18 protein-coding genes and 1 pseudogene are annotated in these 17,080 nt (G+C 36.0%); 13 read left to right on the top strand and 6 right to left on the bottom strand.

Features of this window, described 5'->3' with window-relative positions:
• Nucleotides 1-177: 177 nt before the first annotated feature.
• The 4 genes from DV702_RS08900 to DV702_RS08885 all read left to right on the top strand — a co-directional run bounded on the left by DV702_RS08900 (nt 178) and on the right by DV702_RS08885 (nt 4,186).
• A complete protein-coding gene (locus DV702_RS08900; protein ID WP_114924444.1) occupies nt 178-936 on the top strand; it encodes a hypothetical protein in 759 nt (252 codons plus the stop codon).
• Nucleotides 937-1,091: 155 nt separating this feature from the next.
• A complete protein-coding gene (locus DV702_RS08895) occupies nt 1,092-2,012 on the top strand; it encodes an Eco57I restriction-modification methylase domain-containing protein (RefSeq protein ID WP_240315590.1) in 921 nt (306 codons plus the stop codon).
• 341 nt (nt 2,013-2,353) lie between these two features.
• Nucleotides 2,354-3,091 carry a hypothetical protein gene (locus tag DV702_RS08890; RefSeq protein WP_114924442.1) on the top strand — a complete coding sequence of 246 codons (738 nt, stop codon included), beginning with the start codon at nt 2,354-2,356 and terminating at the stop codon, nt 3,089-3,091.
• A 192-nt stretch (nt 3,092-3,283) separates the two neighbouring features.
• Entirely contained in the window at nt 3,284-4,186 is a 903-nt protein-coding gene (locus tag DV702_RS08885; RefSeq protein WP_114924441.1) for a GIY-YIG nuclease family protein, read from the top strand.
• A gap of 188 nt (nt 4,187-4,374) precedes the next feature.
• On the opposite strand, the gene DV702_RS08880 is transcribed toward DV702_RS08885, so the two are convergent.
• From DV702_RS08880 to DV702_RS08870, 3 genes and pseudogenes are all read right to left on the bottom strand, one after another.
• Nucleotides 4,375-4,824, bottom strand: a complete 450-nt coding sequence (locus tag DV702_RS08880) for a hypothetical protein (protein ID WP_114924440.1) — start codon at nt 4,822-4,824, stop codon at nt 4,375-4,377.
• 180 nt (nt 4,825-5,004) lie between these two features.
• Nucleotides 5,005-5,769 (bottom strand): IS21-like element helper ATPase IstB, encoded by a 765-nt coding sequence (gene istB / locus DV702_RS08875; protein ID WP_371682676.1) that lies wholly within the window; start codon nt 5,767-5,769, stop codon nt 5,005-5,007.
• Nucleotides 5,766-6,026 (bottom strand): annotated as a pseudogene (locus DV702_RS08870) (IS21 family transposase); the annotation flags it as partial. The pseudogene DV702_RS08870 and the gene istB, both read right to left, overlap by 4 nt.
• Before the next feature lie 360 nt (nt 6,027-6,386).
• On the opposite strand from DV702_RS08870, the gene DV702_RS08865 reads away from it, so the two are divergent.
• The gene (locus DV702_RS08865) at nt 6,387-7,346 is read left to right on the top strand and encodes a DUF3800 domain-containing protein (protein WP_114924439.1); all 960 of its coding nucleotides are present in this window, start codon (nt 6,387-6,389) and stop codon (nt 7,344-7,346) included.
• Nucleotides 7,347-7,757: 411 nt separating this feature from the next.
• On the opposite strand, the gene DV702_RS08860 is transcribed toward DV702_RS08865, so the two are convergent.
• Complete coding sequence (locus DV702_RS08860) at nt 7,758-8,804, bottom strand: hypothetical protein (protein ID WP_114924438.1); 1,047 nt, start codon at nt 8,802-8,804, stop codon at nt 7,758-7,760.
• A gap of 273 nt (nt 8,805-9,077) precedes the next feature.
• On the opposite strand from DV702_RS08860, the gene DV702_RS08855 reads away from it, so the two are divergent.
• Together DV702_RS08855 and DV702_RS08850 are read left to right on the top strand one after the other, a co-directional pair.
• Entirely contained in the window at nt 9,078-9,632 is a 555-nt protein-coding gene (locus tag DV702_RS08855) for a hypothetical protein (RefSeq protein WP_114924437.1), read from the top strand.
• 84 nt (nt 9,633-9,716) lie between these two features.
• A complete protein-coding gene (locus tag DV702_RS08850; protein WP_114924436.1) occupies nt 9,717-10,118 on the top strand; it encodes a DUF3139 domain-containing protein in 402 nt (133 codons plus the stop codon).
• A 92-nt stretch (nt 10,119-10,210) separates the two neighbouring features.
• Here DV702_RS08850 and DV702_RS08845 read toward each other — a convergent pair whose 3' ends face one another.
• On the bottom strand, nt 10,211-10,807 hold the full coding sequence (locus tag DV702_RS08845) for a LysE/ArgO family amino acid transporter (RefSeq protein WP_114924435.1): 597 nt from the start codon (nt 10,805-10,807) through the stop codon (nt 10,211-10,213).
• A gap of 1,061 nt (nt 10,808-11,868) precedes the next feature.
• Between DV702_RS08845 and DV702_RS08840 the strand changes: the two genes are divergently transcribed.
• The 6 genes from DV702_RS08840 (at nt 11,869) to DV702_RS08820 (ending at nt 16,276) form a co-directional block, all read left to right on the top strand.
• Nucleotides 11,869-12,228 carry a hypothetical protein gene (locus DV702_RS08840; RefSeq protein WP_114924434.1) on the top strand — a complete coding sequence of 120 codons (360 nt, stop codon included), beginning with the start codon at nt 11,869-11,871 and terminating at the stop codon, nt 12,226-12,228.
• 326 nt (nt 12,229-12,554) lie between these two features.
• Nucleotides 12,555-13,487 (top strand): NADP-dependent oxidoreductase, encoded by a 933-nt coding sequence (locus tag DV702_RS08835; protein WP_114924433.1) that lies wholly within the window; start codon nt 12,555-12,557, stop codon nt 13,485-13,487.
• Between the two features lie 247 nt (nt 13,488-13,734).
• On the top strand, nt 13,735-14,076 hold the full coding sequence (locus DV702_RS08830; RefSeq protein ID WP_114924432.1) for a hypothetical protein: 342 nt from the start codon (nt 13,735-13,737) through the stop codon (nt 14,074-14,076).
• 49 nt (nt 14,077-14,125) lie between these two features.
• Nucleotides 14,126-15,151, top strand: a complete 1,026-nt coding sequence (locus DV702_RS08825) for a type II TA system antitoxin MqsA family protein (protein WP_114924431.1) — start codon at nt 14,126-14,128, stop codon at nt 15,149-15,151.
• 141 nt (nt 15,152-15,292) lie between these two features.
• The gene (locus DV702_RS17195) at nt 15,293-15,418 is read left to right on the top strand and encodes a hypothetical protein (RefSeq protein WP_256359791.1); all 126 of its coding nucleotides are present in this window, start codon (nt 15,293-15,295) and stop codon (nt 15,416-15,418) included.
• A gap of 261 nt (nt 15,419-15,679) precedes the next feature.
• The gene (locus DV702_RS08820) at nt 15,680-16,276 is read left to right on the top strand and encodes a GNAT family N-acetyltransferase (protein ID WP_114924430.1); all 597 of its coding nucleotides are present in this window, start codon (nt 15,680-15,682) and stop codon (nt 16,274-16,276) included.
• Nucleotides 16,277-16,686: 410 nt separating this feature from the next.
• On the opposite strand, the gene DV702_RS08815 is transcribed toward DV702_RS08820, so the two are convergent.
• Complete coding sequence (locus DV702_RS08815) at nt 16,687-16,905, bottom strand: hypothetical protein (protein ID WP_162805765.1); 219 nt, start codon at nt 16,903-16,905, stop codon at nt 16,687-16,689.
• Between the last annotated feature and the right edge of the window lie 175 nt (nt 16,906-17,080).

The following is a 17,080-nucleotide window of genomic DNA, read 5'->3' as shown; positions in this document are numbered from 1 at the left end:
CGGACATTACTTAGCAATTTGTTTCATTGCTCTTTACAAAGCGGACAAAGATAGTGAGAATAAGAACAACCTAAGCTTTTTACAATGTACCTCTGTGAGAAACAAACGTGAATGTTTAAACAATCATGAAAGTTTGGCATACAGGCATCTTTTGCTACGTTTTTAGGAGGCGGAAATATGGTATTATACGCTTATATAGATAGAGAAAGAACAAAAAAGTTTTATGCTAAAGAAGCTTTAAAAGAAGATAAGAAAAAGCGGTATTACTGTCCTAGTCCAACTTGTGATGCACATATGTATTTATGTAGTGTAGATGGCGTGTCTTCTGCATATTTTAGTGCTACACGAAAACAACATTCCCATCGTCAAGGTTGTGGTTTTGAAGCTTCAAATAATTTTAAACCACAAAATTTTGATGAAGCTTCATTTGATTTTGAAAATGTTCTTGAAGCGATGCGAAAGCTTAACAAATCTACAGTGAAAAACAAAAAATCAATTTTGCATAAAAATGGAGAAGCGCATTCAAAACCATTAAGAACTACTAGACAAATCTATGAGATGTGTAAGTCGTATCCTTGTTCGCACAAGTATAACAACCTTTCTATTGGGAAAATGCTTTTAGATGATAGAAGTGAGTATATGTATCCAAAAGGAGTGTTCGGCAATAGAATTATTGAATCTAAAGTAAAGCGTGGTATTTTTTATGATTCTACAAAAATGGAGCTTCGTCTAGTTGCTCCAAGCTCAAAGAAATATGAGTTGATTTTACAGTTTGCAGATAAATCACTGTTTCTGGATATTAAAAATAGCTTATACAAAAATCGGGATAAGTTAATCATTTTATCTGGACTTTGGGAATCATCTGCTACATTTAACTCGTTTTGTACGAAAATCGTGAATAAAAGTCAAATTGTTGTATTGAATAAATTGAAATAAGGTACCTATTATATGAAATGATTTGATAGGTACCCACTAGCGTTAGTGAAGGGTACCTGTGCGCGAAACATTCACGTTAGTTTCTGGCACAGGCACCTATCACTAAAGCAAGTGCTAGCCCAATTTATCATAAATTCGTTCAGGCAGCTAAAGCAATGAATCCAAAATATATTTCTATGATCACACCTAGTCGCTGGTATGTTGGAGGGAAAGGATTAGACAATTTTCGCGAAGAAATGTTGAGCGATTCTCACTTAAGAGAAATCCATGATTGGCTAACCCCTGAGGATATATTTCCAAATACAAATATTCGTGGAGGAGTTTGTTACTTCCTATTGGATTCCTCTTATGATAATAAAAGTGGGGGAACCCGCGTATTTACGTATGAAGAGAATGAAATAGTTAGCGATACTGTTAGAACATTAAAATATAATGATTCAGGCATTTTCGTAAGAGATTCCAAGGCGATTTCAATTCTAGAAAAGATTGAATACGGTGAGAATAATAGTTTGATGGAGTATGTATCAGCTCGTAATCCATTTGGTTTTTCAACAAACTTTACAAAAGATGAAAGATTCAAAAATGATAAAAGTATTATGACTTCACCGGTTAAATGTTATGCGAATAAAGGAATCATTGGTTATATTGAGGAAAATGAAATTAAGAAAAACTTTGAATGGATTGGTAAGCGAAAAGTGTTGACACCATATTCAAACAATATAGGAACAGAGTTAAGTGATGATAATTTAAATACTGTAATAGCCACTAGTAACTCTATTTGCACAGAAACATATTTAGTTATAGGAGCAAAATTAGATTTAGACGAGGAAGCAACGGAAAATCTATCTAAATACTTAAAAACAAAGTTTGTGCGATTTTTACACAGTTTAGCAAAGAGCAGTCAACATGGCACTCGAAATACTTACCGCTTCGTTTCACTACAAGACTTTTCAGATAATAATGTTGTGAGTTGGGCTGAATCGGCAGAAAAAATTAATATGCAATTATATAGAAAATACAATTTGACTGAACTAGAGATTGAGCATATCGAAAATAAAATTAAACCTATGAACTAAAATTGTTTATTTGTGGTCATTTGTTTTCTTTAATGATTATTCTTGAATCTGCTACAAAAAAGATATTAAGATAAAATTCTCGAAACAAATAAACTATTACAGCCTTGAACAGCTGGAGCTAGATATGGGGGACTGGTACCTTTATAATGGTAGCAGCTTTAAGTTAAATTAAAATTTAATTTCAGTATTTGTTCGAGACACCGAAGAATATCGGTAACAAGATAGTGAAATGTGCTAGTGTTTTCAAGGTAGTATCAATTTAATAAATAAAGATGGTGGTTAGGATAAACCAGATATTACAAGATATAATACTGCAACTAGGTTATGGAAGCGTTTGGGTAATGTCTGTAATTTTAATATTCAAGTTTGTAATTAAACCGGCATATGAAAATTTCCTTGCAAATAAAGTGGAAATTGCTCAAATTGAAAAACAATCCAGTTTGAATCGTGAGGAAATGCGAGTCCAAAATGAATTGGATTCAAATAGTCGTCTGCATACTAGCCACTTAGAATTTGAGGTGTATAAAAAAGATCGCGTATTACCTCATTTAGAGAATATTAATAAAATTTTAATAGAGCATAATATGCACTACAATAACTATGGACAGTACATAGTTAATAAGACCATGCTACGAAAAGAATTTGAAACTAAACGATTAAAATTAGATAGTGAGTTTATTGAAAATAAAGACAAGATAGCAATATATATACCGAGTGAGTTTCGTCTATTACTAAATAGAATTCGTGTCATCATTTCTGTATCATGGAAAGATCCTATAATTTTAAATGGGAATTTGGCACATTTCGATACTCCAATAAAATTCATAGATAAATCTTTGGAGATATATAGAAAATATGTAGAGTGTTTCTACGAGATGGTAGCGGAATATATTAAAATAACCGATGAAACAAAAGATTATGCTAAAATACTTTCAAATCACGGGTTTAATGAGAAAGCAGAGTATATATCTAAAAAATTAACAGATAGAGTTGCTATGGCCTATATTCTGTTACATGAATATATGGATACAGAAGAATTTAAATCTATTGATCAAGAGTTTGAAAAAACTCCTAATTGATTTATTCAACCACCGTTGTATATGAGTGAAAGATGCCCGTGTGAGAAACTATCATATTAGTTCAAACAATCATGTTTTTTTAATATTCACGTTAATTCAGTACACAAGTACATTTCTCTAAATCCTGATTAATTTCAATACGTAACCTTGGAAAAAAGTCCGCTATCCAATGAGAAAGAAGTGAAATAAGATATGCGTGGTAAAAATATAAACTTGTTTTTAATGGACGGGATTCCTACTGGACGCATAAAATGTACTCTCGCTAACTGGACAGGTGTTGTCTATCAAGTACCTCGAACAGATCTTGAGAAGTGCAAAGGACGACAAGAGTTATCTCAAAGCGGAGTGTATTTTTTATTTGGGACATCTGATGAAACAGGAGAAAATGTTGTCTATATTGGTCAAGCTGGAATTAGAAAGAATGGAGAAGGAGTTTTATATCGTTTACAAGAACATAAACGCAATCTTGATAAAGACTACTGGACAGAAGCAGTCGTATTTACTACATCCAACAATTTTTTTGGACCTACTGAAATAAGCTATCTAGAGAATCGTTTTTGCGATATTGCTAAACGAGCTGACCGTTACATAGTCAAAAATATTAATGAACCAACTCCAGGCAATATTACTGAAGAAAAAGAAAGTGAGCTAGAGGAATTCATTGATTACTCTAAACTTGTTATGGGAACATTAGGCCACAAAGTCTTTGAAAAGCTAATAGAATCAAAGGTACCACTTGAGCAGTTGGATGGTACTAATGACGATGAATTGTTGCTTTATTTAAAGCGCAATAGCGGTAAGAGTAAAAAGTTAATTGAAGCTCAATGCAAACGGACAAGTGAAGGATTTGTAGTGATCAAAGGCAGTACTATTGAAGTAATTGATTCTAAAACAATACCTCTGCGTGTCAAAGATGCTCGTCGAAAAGCAAAAATCGATAAAAATAATGTACTTCTAGAAGATGTTCTGATGAGTAGTCCTTCTTATGCTGCATCATTCGTTATCGGTGGAAATGCGAACGGCTTAGTAGAATGGAAAACAATAAACGGCCAGACACTTAAAGAGTTTGAAAGTATTGAAGTTGATTTAGATTAATTGAAGGCTATAGAAAGTACTTATTATATAAAAGCAGGTACCAGGTACACACGCAATTGAACTAGAGTTGTGTGAGGACCCGGGCCTTCCAAATCGTAATTTAGGTACCTGTGTGCCACACAACTTGTGCCACACAATTCGGAAACAATTCTGAAAAGTGTCTGATTTGTGTGCCACAAAAGCACCTTTCATAGTAAACTCCTTATTTTCCTTTTCGCCACTGCTTCAGATAAGCCTCCGAGAACTCCACCAGCGGTTCTATTTAACAAATACTCACTTTCAAACTGATTCATGAATTGATCCTCGAGAGTAAAAATATTAGATGTAGCATATGCAAATATTCTTGTGGTATCCAACGCTCTAAAACTATTCACTGATAAAATCGAGTGATTTGTATCCCCAAAAATCATTCTGTCAAAATACATTTGCATCGTCCAATGTTGTTGTATTCGTTTTTTTATATCACGACTTGTACCAATATACACTTGAGAATATTCATCTAACACCATAACATAATATCCGGATGTCCCATTTACTAAAGTTAAATCGGTAATTTCCGTGAAATCCGAGTTTTTATCAATAAAGTCTTGTAGTACTTCATTAAAACGTTCTTTGGATAAAGAACGAAAATATTCCATACTCAAGTCGAAGTTATATAAATAAACCTCTGTATGCTTTTTTATAACAGAATCGGTATAATGCTTTTTCACATTTGAATCTTTAAAGACTACTTTCTCTATGTAATTTTCCCGCTTGAGTTTTAACTATAAATGTCAACACTAATATGTACATTTGTGCTCGTTTAACAGTGTACAAAATTACTCTTTTACTGGCTCAAGGTGTTGCTTAAGACGGTATGAATCACCTGTAATCGTTACGACACTCGCGTGATGTAAAATACGATCTAAGATAGCGTTTGCTAACTTGGGTTCCGGGAAAATTTCTTCCCAGGCCTTGAAGTTCACATTCGTTGTGAAAATTGTACTTTTCTTTTCGTAACGTGCATCAATTAACTGGAAGAAAAGCTTTGCGTCTTCTGCATCAATCGGTAAATAGCCGATTTCATCAATGATTAATAATTTATATTTTGTATAATGCTTTAAACGGCTTTCTAGTCGATTTTCAATACGTGCTCTTTTTAGATTTTGGATTAAATCATGACACTTAATAAAATACGTGCTCGTGCGCTTTTTAGCAGCTGTAATACCGATTGCTGTGGCTAAGTGGGTCTTGCCGACACCACTTGGACCAAGAAATACAATGTTCTCATTTGCTTGAATAAATCGTAAGCTTTGAAAATCGAGTAACTGTTGCTGATTAACACTGGGTTGAAAGTCGAAATCAAAATCTTTCATTTCCTTTAAATGTGGAAATGCAGCGACCTTCACCATTGCGTGGATCATGTTTTGTTCACGTACATCTACTTCGTAGTTCGTTAATTTAATAAGTGTGTCTATAAAAGAAAGCTCGTTCTTAATACTAAAGTCGATGACTTCATTCAAATGTAGACCCATTTGCTTTAGTTTTAAATACTCAAAGTTTTGTAGGAGCTGCTGATAATTCGTGTTCAAATGCTGCTTCATTTATACATTTCTCCAATCGCTGCTAAATTTCGTTTTGCTAAATCATTTATATCCGGATAGTTTGGCATCGCTTTTGATATTGTTTCTCGATAATGTGCTTCCTGATAATTGAGTTTAGCATTACTTATTTTGTGTTGAGCTATCAGTTCCATGTTATAATGAATCCATAATTGGTCATCATATACTTGCAAACTTACTTTCTTTCCCTGGTACACTGGTGGTACGGAGTACTGATTAGATTTGTAAGAAATCATGTTTGAATATTAAAGGTACCTGTGCGCAAAACATTCATGATTGTTTGAACAAACATGAATTTTAAAACTTTCACGTTAGTTTTATGCACAGGCACCTATTACTTAATGATGTGATAAAAGATTTGATGGCTAAAAGAAAGCTCAAGGATGAACCGATGAGAGAAATTGATTACACAATCGATGATATTTTAAATAGGAAAATATAAAAGCACCTCAGCCCTGCTAACGCAGCGGGGAAAAGGTGCTGTAAAGAGCTTCTCCAGCCCTGCTAATGCAGCGGGGAAAGATTACGCTCAAATATATAATATGAGTAAACCTATTATAATATACACACATTTTTTTGTAAAGTCAAGGGAGGTACTGATGACATATATTATTTACTTTGATGAATCTAATAAATTAGATCAACCAGGGATTGATTATTCATATTACGGTGTATTAGGTATGGAGGAAAATGTCGCAGAGGTAATAAGAACATACTTAACTGAGTTGAATAACGAGTTAAATTCTTCATCAGAAATGCATTTTGTCGATTATACACAAGATACGAATTTCGAAAAATATTTTAAAGCATTGAATTTTATTTTATCACAGCCTATTCAGTTAAATATTTTCATTGTTAATAAGCAAGAAGCTGAACAGTTAACATCGGAAATGGCCGTAAGTATGGAGCAGCTTCGAGAATTATTTTATGTGAAAATAACTGAGCGACTTTTTTATGGAATGACAAGGGATTTATCACCTGGTGAGTTTATTAAAATCGTGATAGATGAAAATAGTGAGTACGATAAAATTGAGTTAGAAAGCAAAATCATTGAGCAAATGAATGCACATTCTGCTTATCGTAAGAAAGCATATAAAGTTGTAGAAGCTAGACAAAAATCCTCAGAAAATGATTTATTACTGCAAATGATTGATGTTTTAATGGGTATTGTAGTATTTATTTTGGAGAAACAGCATAAAGCATTTGAATTACAACGTACTAATATAACGCTTGATGTAAAATGTGATTTAATTTACCGAGTACTTATTGAAGAAAATAACCTCGATATTTTTCATGATAAGGTGACTCTTTATCGTTGGGAAGGAAAAGTCGAAAAAGCGAAGCAGGTAGAATTTAGTCAATTTACAGGAGACTTTATCATGTCTAAAGCTAAGTACGATGTATTAGAATTAGCAAAGTTAGCTCAAATGCGTTTAGAATATCTAAATTCTGGTACAAAAGTATATAGAGAAAAAATGGGATACAAGCGTCAATTAAGAAAGCTATTTGGTTATCTTGATGAATTAGATGGTAAGGGTAGAAATAGTTATTATAAATAGTGAAGAAAGGGTTTAAGATGAATATTCTAGAGCTATTAAAAGATCGCATAGAGGATGAGTTACATAAAAAAACTCGTACAGTTATGTTCTGGTACGATGAGTAAGGCGAATATACGGTGGAATCGCTACAGGAAGCATTAGCAGATCAGCCGATTCATGTACGTGCGTTAACACGAAATAATTTTTTCTCGTTAAAAATTGAAATTGAAATAGAGAAAAAGAAAAAGCCGGACTCATTCTTATTGAATGCAAACTTTGCGAAGCCGGAGAAGGAAAAAATTATTTACTCGATATGTAGTGAATCGAAAGGTACCTGTGCGCGAAACATTCATGATTATTTGAACAAACATGGATGTTTAAACTTTCACGTTAATTTCCGGAGCAGGTACCTATCACTTAATATATCTTTCACTAATATTGTGAGTGTGCTATTAATATTTCTTGCAGAAAAATTGAAAAAATCTTATTAAGTAACGAAAGCTCTTCTATTTCGTCATTTTTAAATAGCTGAAAGGTTGAATCCATCTTTTCAGCATGAAAATATTTATTTCGAATAAAGTAGGAATACTTTATCAAATAAAAGACTAATAATTGTTCATCATTTTTTTGGTTCCTTGCGATAGAATGATTTATATGGCTATCGACCTCTGCATAAAGTCCTTTAGATCTCAGAAACGCTTGTCTATAAACGAGAGTTTCCTTAAATATAGTGTTTAACCTGTTATCATCATATCTTTTTATGAAGTGTACAAAAGCTGCAGTGTTATTTTCGTTAGTATAATCATTCAAAATCATTTCTCTTATTCTTAAATTGCGAATATCTGTAGAAGTAATTGTTGAGATAAATTGAATGCTTCTTGGAAATAGATTCTTATGAGTACATATAAACTCTCTCATAAATACTAATTTCTCAAACTCTGTGGTTTTCTGAGAAATATGTGTATAAAGTGTATTAAATGACTTCCAATGCTTTTCAAATTTCCCACCTTCTAAATCATAGTCCTGTGCTTTTAACCAATAAATACAAGAAATTAAAATAGTATGTGATAAAGTATTTTCTTCTAATAGGATTTTTGCATCACTTAAATCCCATATTAATTTGTCCGAAAGCTTTGTTTGTAGTGGTTGATTTATTTTATCTGTAGAGAAATTTGTTATTTCTTTTCCTTGCAAGTTTAGTTCAGAGACTATTATATTCTTTATGTTTGGTATAAAACCATTAGTAATAGAAAGGAATGTTAATGATTTATTTATTTGCTTATTGAAAGAACTATTAAAATTAAATAATAGGGTATTGACATCTTTTTTCTTTTGTCTTTTACATTTAATAGTTAGATTATTTCGATTAATTTTTAAAGAGTCATAATAAAGTTCATGATAATAGACTTTTTCATTGGAAATAATAAAATTTTCAAGTGGTTCTGTAAAATTTATTGTTATCAAGTATTCATGTGACATGATTTTCCTCCTTATAATAACGTTATTATACCTTAAAAAGGTCAAACTTTTTAGAAAATTTACTTTAAACATGTGTGGTAACTACTCAGTTGATGTTTTGAATCCTATCTTTTTTGGGTAAGTAGTCCATTAGTGAATGGTACCTGTGCACGAAACGTTTGGCAAAATATAATAAGATAAAAGTATAAAATTTAGAAAATACGAACAGTTCTACGCTTTGCGCGAAGTGTGGGGCTGTATGGTTCGGGAATCTGTTTTGATTGGAGGCACAGTATGCTAAAAAAACTTACGATCACTTTCGCCCTATTTTCACTGCTGATTCTTTCCGGATGCAGCAGCATAGCGAAATACGGCAATGAGGAACCAGCGGCCATCGTCAACGGAGAAGTGATCACCGTTTATGATTTACGGCTTTTATTTCCGGATGAAAAGGCACTCAGTTATTTGGACGGCGCCATACAAATGGAACTAGCAAAACAGGAAGTGGAGAAAATGGGTCTCGATATTTCGAAGCATCTGGAAGAGGAAGAAGACTGGTTTTCCATATTGCCGCCTGAGGATGCGGATGACGAAAATACTAAGCAAATACGCGATTTTGCTAAGTCGCAGGCAAAGAAACTGAATATGACGCCGGAGGAATTTCAGCGAGCGTATGCGAAGAAGCTGAATGAACAGAATGCGTATTTGCTGACGTATTTGGAAAAGAAACTGGGCCCTTATGAGTACGATTCGGAAACCGGTACGGCTGATTATAACGAAAAAGCGAACCGGCTGCTTGAAGAACTTGCGGAACAGCACAAGGACGAGATTGAAGTGCTGATTAATTAGTCCAATAACTTACAGGCTCTGCAGCGTCTTTTGGGTAGCCCTCAATCGACTATGCAGAAACAGCCGGCAGGGGAGGGAATGAGCTTGAGTCCAGCTAGTGTAATTTTTTTCATGATGTTCATGGCGCCGATCGTGTTGTTGCTGATCGTGGCGGCTTTTTGGAAAAAAGCCCGCGTCATCTTGCTGACCGTTGCCGTGTTGGTTGCGTCAGGTGAACTTTATTATGTCCTGTATAGCCAGGACGCACATTTACAGGAATGGTACAGCCAGGAAGAAACAGTAAACAAGTATTTGAATGAACTCTATCCCGGTGATCAATGGGTCAGCCGGCAGCCAATACGCAACACGATACTGTCCAACGGTGTGGAAATCGTGTTTACCGATGAGCCGGAAGTTGCGTATCTGTATATCGTTGAAGATGGAAAGGTACAGCTAGCCGGCTATTCTGAGGGGAAGCATGGCGGAGAACCGAAGAGAGACCGATGACTGGAAGCGGCTGAATTGGAAACGAAAGGTACCTGTGCTCAAAACATTAATGTTTAAACTTTCACGTTAGTTTCTTGCACAGCTACCATTCCTCAAGCCACACCTGCCAGCAAATAAACCGCTGTGCCCCAGATAAATACAGCGGAGCATTTATTGAACATATACATCACGCGCCCCGTACCGTCCAGCTTCTTCAGCATCGAACCGGCGACCGCCAACCCAAGGAACCAGAGCCACGATACTGTAATGCAGGCTAGCATAAAATACAGCTGCTCCTGCTCGGTGTATTTGAGAGCGCTTGTGCCGATGACGCCGACGGTATCGAGGATGGCGTGCGGGTTCAGCAGCGAGACGGATACAGCGAACAGGATTTGTCGGCGAACCGGCAGGGCATGGTCGGTTTCGTCCGCAGTTGTTTCGGCTGTCCAGAGGGCATAGCCCATATATAGCAGAAACAGAATGCCTACTAGCATCAGACCGAGGCGTAGCCACTCGAACTGCAGCACGATGACAGACAGGCCGAAAACGGCGAGTATGATCAATAGCGTGTCGCAAAGCGCTGCCGTGATGGCGGCCGGCAGTGCTCGCCGCACGCCCGCCGCTCCTTGCGTGAATACGAACACATTCTGCACTCCGAGCGGTAGGATGAGGCCAAATGCTAATATGATTCCGTGAATGATCGCTTCCATCAATATCAACTCCTGTACTCTATCGTACTATGATTTTCCTCTGCGGGGAAAATTTTTTTCAACAGAATTGGCCGGCTAGACGAAAAATTGGAATACTAAACCGGGCTTTTACAGAGTTGTGTAGTAACTTTACATAAAAATAACTTCTTTCTTCCAGTACTAGAGTGTGTACAATGCGACAGTAGCCAATGTACTTACTCTGACATTCGTAGCAACACTTCAAACTCCCTCACTACAAAATCCGTACGCATCAACTAAATAAACTACTCTCTCCACATTCATTCCCGTACAGCAAACGACAAGCCCAACCCTATTCCGCATATTCACTTTTGCTTACTAGATAGACAACTATGTGTAAAAGGTGGACAACTTTTTTAAAAATAAATAAAAAGAGAACACGTCGAGTGGTAGCTCGACAATATTTATGTTTTATATTTCTTAAGTTCTTAAGTTATTGGTCTCGTCAAAGTGGCAAGGTCCATCTCGTCAAAGTGGCAAGATGGACTTCGTCAAATTGGCAGCGGATATGTTAATTTATGTTCAGTGAATACTATGTGAACCTGTTTTTTTACAATGGATATGTATGGAAAAATAGTGTCTGATAAAAAAACCCTTTTTTTCATCTATATAGTGATTTTTTGCGGAAGGTATACAGCCAACGGGAAATTCGTGGTGGTAGCTTCAAAAGGAAATGGACAATGTGATACATCAATTCTATCAACTTGAAAACAATTTTGAATCGTGTCTGAATTGTGTGACGCACAAACACCTTTCAATTTAGCAGGTTGAATATCCGGACGTGCAGCTTACTGCGTCTAGTTAAGAACATAATAGGATGAATCGGGTATACGTGGATTGAATACCGTGAGATGGAACTGAACCGGCAGTGAGAGCCTGCTTTCAGGAAGATCTCAGCGACTGGCATAAATAAGATATGTATGTGACAGAAGAGCAAATAAAAGGTATCTGTGTAAAAGCTTTCATGAATGGGTAAACAATTATGAAAGGAAGAGACAAAGATGTTTTGGGGTACTACGTCCATGTAATAGGAGGTGTAGAAAATGAATCCATTCGTGCGGTTACTTAGTATCGGGATTGTAAGTGGGTTTGTGTTAGCGATTTTGCTACAGCTTGTTTATTGGGTAACGGGAAATGAAGCGTATGTTTTGCTCTACAATGTAGATTATTTTCCTTTAATACACGTCTTTGATGAAAGTGCATGGTTTGGTATTTTCTTCCACTTCATCTTTTGCATAGTTAGCGTTGTCGGACTTTATTACTTGCTGTCCTTAATTGGTTTTCAGTTTTTGATGTGGCCGTATATCGCTGTATATACAGCGGGGAGTGGTGTGTTATTCTTTTTGACGTCATTTACAGAAAAAGCACCAGCGACAGATGATGGCATGGCTTGGTTTTACTAGACAGCGGGTCATTTCATATTCAGTATTGTTGTTGCTTGGCTAGTGAGACGGTTTGTGGAATACCCAACAGAGCATTCATGAGTTCATACTGTATGTAGAACAAAGGAGAATTGTGAAACTTTCTAGTGAAGGGTACCTGCGCGCGAAACATTTATGATTGTTTGAACAAACATGAATGTTTAAACTTTCACGTTAGTTTCTTGCGCAGGTACCTATCACTATTCATTCACCCCTTTGATTGAGATAAATGATTCAGGGTATACAGCTATAGGAAGTACGTATCACACAATCAGATATCAATACTAATCAGAAGGAGTGTAGTGAAAATGAAAGCAATCGTAATTGAACAATATGGCGGGTCGGATCAGTTAGTGGAGAAAGATCTTCCGAAACCGGAGATAAAAGATCAGCAGGTGCTAATTGAAATGCATGCCACTTCCATTAATCCGATTGACTGGAAAGTACGGGAAGGCTATATGAAAGACGCCATGCCTTTTGAGTTTCCGTTGATTTTAGGATGGGATGCTGCAGGGGTTGTCAGTGAAGTCGGAAGCCAGGTGACGCAGTTCAAAAAGGGCGATAAGGTGTTTGCGCGTCCGGCGATGGAGAACGGGACATACAGCGAGTATGTGGCGGTCGATGAAGAATTGGTGGCGTTGAAACCGGAACATCTCAGCTTTGAAGAAGCAGCTTCCGTTCCGCTGGCGGGTTTGACGGCTTGGCAATGTCTTGTGGATTTTGGGCAAGTGAAAAAAGGAGATAAGGTGCTCATTCAAGCAGGATCCGGCGGCGTGGGCAGCTATGCTATTCAGATTGCGAAAAGCTTCGGAGCGTACGTTTATTCCACAGCGAGCGACAAGAATGAAGCGTTTTTGAAAGAGCTCGGTGTGGATGAGTTCATTGATTATAAAACGACTGATTTTGCGGATGTGGCAAAGGACGTGGACTTGGTAGTGGACACGATGGGCGGCGAAATTTTAGAGAAGAGCCTCGATGTTGTAAAGAAAGGCGGTCGTCTCGTTTCCATTGCAGGTCAGCCAAATGCAGAAAAAGCGAAAATGAATGGCATTACCGCAGAATCCTTATGGCTGAATCCGAATGGAAAACAGCTCGCGGAACTTGGAGACTTGATGGAAAAGGGGGAAGTCAAATCTCATATTGGTCATACGTTCCCGTTAACAGAAAAGGGATTGCGTGAAGCTCATGAGTTAAGTGCAACACATCACGCAAAAGGTAAAATTGTGATTACGATCAAATAAATGAACAGCGAACCTGTACACATATGACTCCACACGGTTTTTCGTGTCGACGTCATATGCTGTACAGGTTTTTTCTAGTACATAAGTTAACTGTGTGTGAAACAATCTTGAAAGCTTCATGTACGGTTATCTTTTACTGACTGTACGAAAAAGTATCATTTGATACTTCTAGAAACGTATGATATACTTTTGAAAAAGTATCACGTGATACTTTCACTTCTAATATAATAAAGGAGGGGTGCCCCGAATGGAAGAAGATGAAAAAGTTGTAGCACTAAATAAATTTCAAATGATGATTAGAAGCGGAAAACGTTATTTCGTAAGAAGAAACCGGAATGGGGTTTCTCATATCCAACAACTGGCGGATCTAGGAATAACGAATATAGAAGAAGCCTGGGAAATCATTTTAGAACTGGAAGTTGGTCATTGCGTTGGGGGTCCCCAGTATGATTGGGATGATCGGAGTCTTGGGAGAGTGGTTTGGATTTACAAAGTGGAAGTGAATGAAATTATAACCTACATCAAACTAAAAGATGAAGAATTAATCCGTGGATGTGTCTGTATATCTTTCCATGAAGACCAGCCTTAGAGAAGTGGAAAATCCCTTCCACTTCTAAATTAAAAATGGAGTGATTAAAATGACAGAGAGACACTATTGTGAAGTATGTAATTTCAATCGAGAAATCATTATAAAAGAACGTCCAGCTACTTATAATTTCAGAAAAGAGCCATTTGATATTATTGAACAATATGCTGAATGTTCGATTTGTGGGGAAGATGTTTATCATGAAGAGATGGCAACACACACACTTCAACAATTGAGTCAGTTGTATCAAAGCAAGCATTCTTTTACACCTGAGGATATTAAAAAGATAAGAAAATCAACAGGATTAACTCAGACTTTGTTTGCGAAAGTTATTAATATGGGTGAAGCTACGATCAAAAGGTATGAAGCAGGCACCTCCTTACCGGATGGTACACAGTTGGGTATTTTAAAGATGTTACAGAAAAATCCTGGTGTAATATTAGAGTTTTATGAAGAAAATAAAAAAACATTCAGTCCGCATGATCGAGAAATAATCTCTGAAAAGCTAAATGCTTTAACTTCTGAAAATCTGGAAAAATCAACGTATGAGGTATTGCACTTACTTTATTCTAAATATGAGAATCAACTTACTAATGGCTATTCAAAATTTCAACCTGCAAAACTTTTCAATATGATTTTATTTTTCTCAAAGGAAGGTGTTTTGAAAACTAAATTAATGAAATTACTATGGTATACGGATTTTTTAATGTATCAAAAACAAGAATATTCTATAAGTGGAGTACCTTATTGGCACAAAGAATTTGGACCAGTTCCTGTTGAACATGACACAGTACTTGGTTCTGGTACAGCTTTAAATATTTTTTCTATACATGAAGAAGAAGATGTTAATACTGGATATACCAAAATGATTGTAAAGTCTGATGTGCCTTTTAATGATGTTTATTTTACAGAAGAAGAGCTATCTACCATGAAGTTTGTCGAAGAGTTTTTTGCAAGTTATGGTTCTAAAGCGATCAGTGACTACTCACATCAAGAAGAAGCTTGGAAACAAACTAAAGAGGAAGAAGTAATACCCTATTCTTTTGCAAAATCAATACATCTACACAAAGAATTATAAAACTACAACACTTTATTAAAAGTGTTCGTAATAAATAAGTCAAATTATGATGTTGATAATGGAATTCTAAAGTAATGGTATAACTAAAGAATTGAATTTAACTAAAGAAGGTACTCTTGAGAAAATAAAGGAGGGGAATATATGCCTAAACATTCGGGTGGTAAAGTTGGCAAAGCAGGTAAAACTCTGGGATGTAAATCCTCGACAAAAAAGCAAAAAAGTGACGCAGCAAAAACTTTGAAGAAGCACCAGGACGACAAGCATTAGAGCTATCTATCTAATTAAAGCGTACGTGTATGGAACAGGGGATTTTAGTTAATTGAAATCCCCTGTTTTATTTGATTTTCTTCTATTCATAAAGGAACCTTCGTGTGAAACGAACGTAAATGTGCAAACAATCATGAAAGTTTCATGCACAAGTAGCTTTCATCTGGATATTTTTTGAAACTAATTCTCCATTCTTAGTGAAATGTACCTGTGGGCAAAACGTTCATGATTGTTTGAACTAACATGAATGTTTAAACTTTCATGTTAGTTTCTTGGGCAGGTACCATTCCTAAGTTGTGTGATGTACAGCCCCTGCTAACTAATACCTTTCAAGAAAAAAATGAGGTGAATCTTTTGTATTTCGAAACAGAGCGTTTAGTTGCAAGACAGTTAGAACAAAAGGACTTTGATGAATTTAATGAAATGCAGGGTAATAGTAAGGTTATGAAATATACAGTCGGTAGAGCAAAGACAAGGGAAGAGAATAAAAGTGAATTTGAAAATATTATCAGCGGCTACTTTCTAAGTGAGACAAATAGAATTGTTATGGGTATTTCTAGAAAATCAGATGAAACTAGCTCTTTAGTAGGTGCGTGTGCTGTTGAGAAACTAGATTTGGAATGTGTTGAGGTAGGATATAGATTTTTAGAAAAGTATTGGGGCAACGGATTTGGACTTGAAGTTTTGGAAGGGCTATTAACGTACTCCTTACTAGAATTAGGGGCAAAAGAAGTGATTGCTGAAGTTTATAAAGAGAACATTAATTCTGTTAGAGTACTCGAGAAATCTTATATGGATTTTATAAAAGAATACACTGAAGAAAAAAGTATAGTACAAGTTTATGGTTTAAAAAAATAAGAAGTTCATTAAAAATGAGTAGAAGAGTTGCCGTGCAAATGAAAGAGCTACATACGCTGACAATCCACGTCGTTTTTAAAGTTAAATGCCTTGCAAGCCGCACAACTTGAAAACATTTCTAAATCGCATCTGAGTTATGTAACGCACAACCACTTACCCCTAATTTTTTCAGAATAATAATGACAGTTTCCTCCAAAATAAATTATACTTGTTGTAGGGGAAATAAGGTATAAGATCTACCGCTGACGGATCGCCGTGTGCGATGAAAGTCGCCTGCTTGGTGAAGGCCCTGTCGAAAGCCTAAAGACAAGATAGGTATAAGAAGGGAATAGTGTTTTAATAGGAGATATTGCGATTACTGGTCCCAACTATATTGAAATTCATACGATAGGGCCGACTGTAAGCGCAATTTACTCAGCTGTTGTGAATGATGGAAATGGTAACCCATTGGTCGGTGAGGCGGTTACTTGGTCTTTACAAACACCGGTAAACGGAGTCTCTGTGAATCCTACTACAGGTGTGATAACAGTTGATGTAAATACTCCGATCGGAACATTCACAGTAGTCGCTACATCCCTAAGTAATCCGTCTAAATCAGCTGAAATGACAGTAACCATAACGTAATACAATCACCCCTTTGTTGAAATGACAAAGGGGTATTTAAACGCTAACAAGTTAGGTGCCTGTGTGCTACAAAATAAGTAAGTAGTATTTATTTTACATGACACGGATACCGATCACTAAAAAAATCTATTCAAAGAAATATAGATATAGATAGCATGTTAAATAAATGGGAAGAAACGG

This window comes from Sporosarcina sp. PTS2304 (assembly GCF_003351785.1).
Taxonomy (GTDB): domain Bacteria; phylum Bacillota; class Bacilli; order Bacillales_A; family Planococcaceae; genus Sporosarcina.
This window is presented reverse-complemented; position numbering and strand designations above follow the sequence as displayed.

Excerpts from the sequence above, each read along its gene's own strand:
- DV702_RS08900 (WP_114924444.1), top strand. The coding sequence starts at position 178 with ATGGTATTATACGCTTATATAGATAGAGAAAGAACAAAAAAGTTTTAT.
- DV702_RS08895 (WP_240315590.1), top strand. The coding sequence starts at position 1,092 with ATGAATCCAAAATATATTTCTATGATCACACCTAGTCGCTGGTATGTT.
- DV702_RS08890 (WP_114924442.1), top strand. The coding sequence starts at position 2,354 with ATGTCTGTAATTTTAATATTCAAGTTTGTAATTAAACCGGCATATGAA.
- DV702_RS08885 (WP_114924441.1), top strand. The coding sequence starts at position 3,284 with ATGCGTGGTAAAAATATAAACTTGTTTTTAATGGACGGGATTCCTACT.
- DV702_RS08880 (WP_114924440.1), bottom strand. The coding sequence starts at position 4,824 with ATGGAATATTTTCGTTCTTTATCCAAAGAACGTTTTAATGAAGTACTA.
- istB (WP_371682676.1), bottom strand. The coding sequence starts at position 5,769 with ATGAAGCAGCATTTGAACACGAATTATCAGCAGCTCCTACAAAACTTT.
- DV702_RS08865 (WP_114924439.1), top strand. The coding sequence starts at position 6,387 with ATGACATATATTATTTACTTTGATGAATCTAATAAATTAGATCAACCA.
- DV702_RS08860 (WP_114924438.1), bottom strand. The coding sequence starts at position 8,804 with ATGTCACATGAATACTTGATAACAATAAATTTTACAGAACCACTTGAA.
- DV702_RS08855 (WP_114924437.1), top strand. The coding sequence starts at position 9,078 with ATGCTAAAAAAACTTACGATCACTTTCGCCCTATTTTCACTGCTGATT.
- DV702_RS08845 (WP_114924435.1), bottom strand. The coding sequence starts at position 10,807 with ATGGAAGCGATCATTCACGGAATCATATTAGCATTTGGCCTCATCCTA.
- DV702_RS08840 (WP_114924434.1), top strand. The coding sequence starts at position 11,869 with ATGAATCCATTCGTGCGGTTACTTAGTATCGGGATTGTAAGTGGGTTT.
- DV702_RS08835 (WP_114924433.1), top strand. The coding sequence starts at position 12,555 with ATGAAAGCAATCGTAATTGAACAATATGGCGGGTCGGATCAGTTAGTG.
- DV702_RS08830 (WP_114924432.1), top strand. The coding sequence starts at position 13,735 with ATGGAAGAAGATGAAAAAGTTGTAGCACTAAATAAATTTCAAATGATG.
- DV702_RS08825 (WP_114924431.1), top strand. The coding sequence starts at position 14,126 with ATGACAGAGAGACACTATTGTGAAGTATGTAATTTCAATCGAGAAATC.
- DV702_RS17195 (WP_256359791.1), top strand. The coding sequence starts at position 15,293 with ATGCCTAAACATTCGGGTGGTAAAGTTGGCAAAGCAGGTAAAACTCTG.
- DV702_RS08820 (WP_114924430.1), top strand. The coding sequence starts at position 15,680 with ATGTTAGTTTCTTGGGCAGGTACCATTCCTAAGTTGTGTGATGTACAG.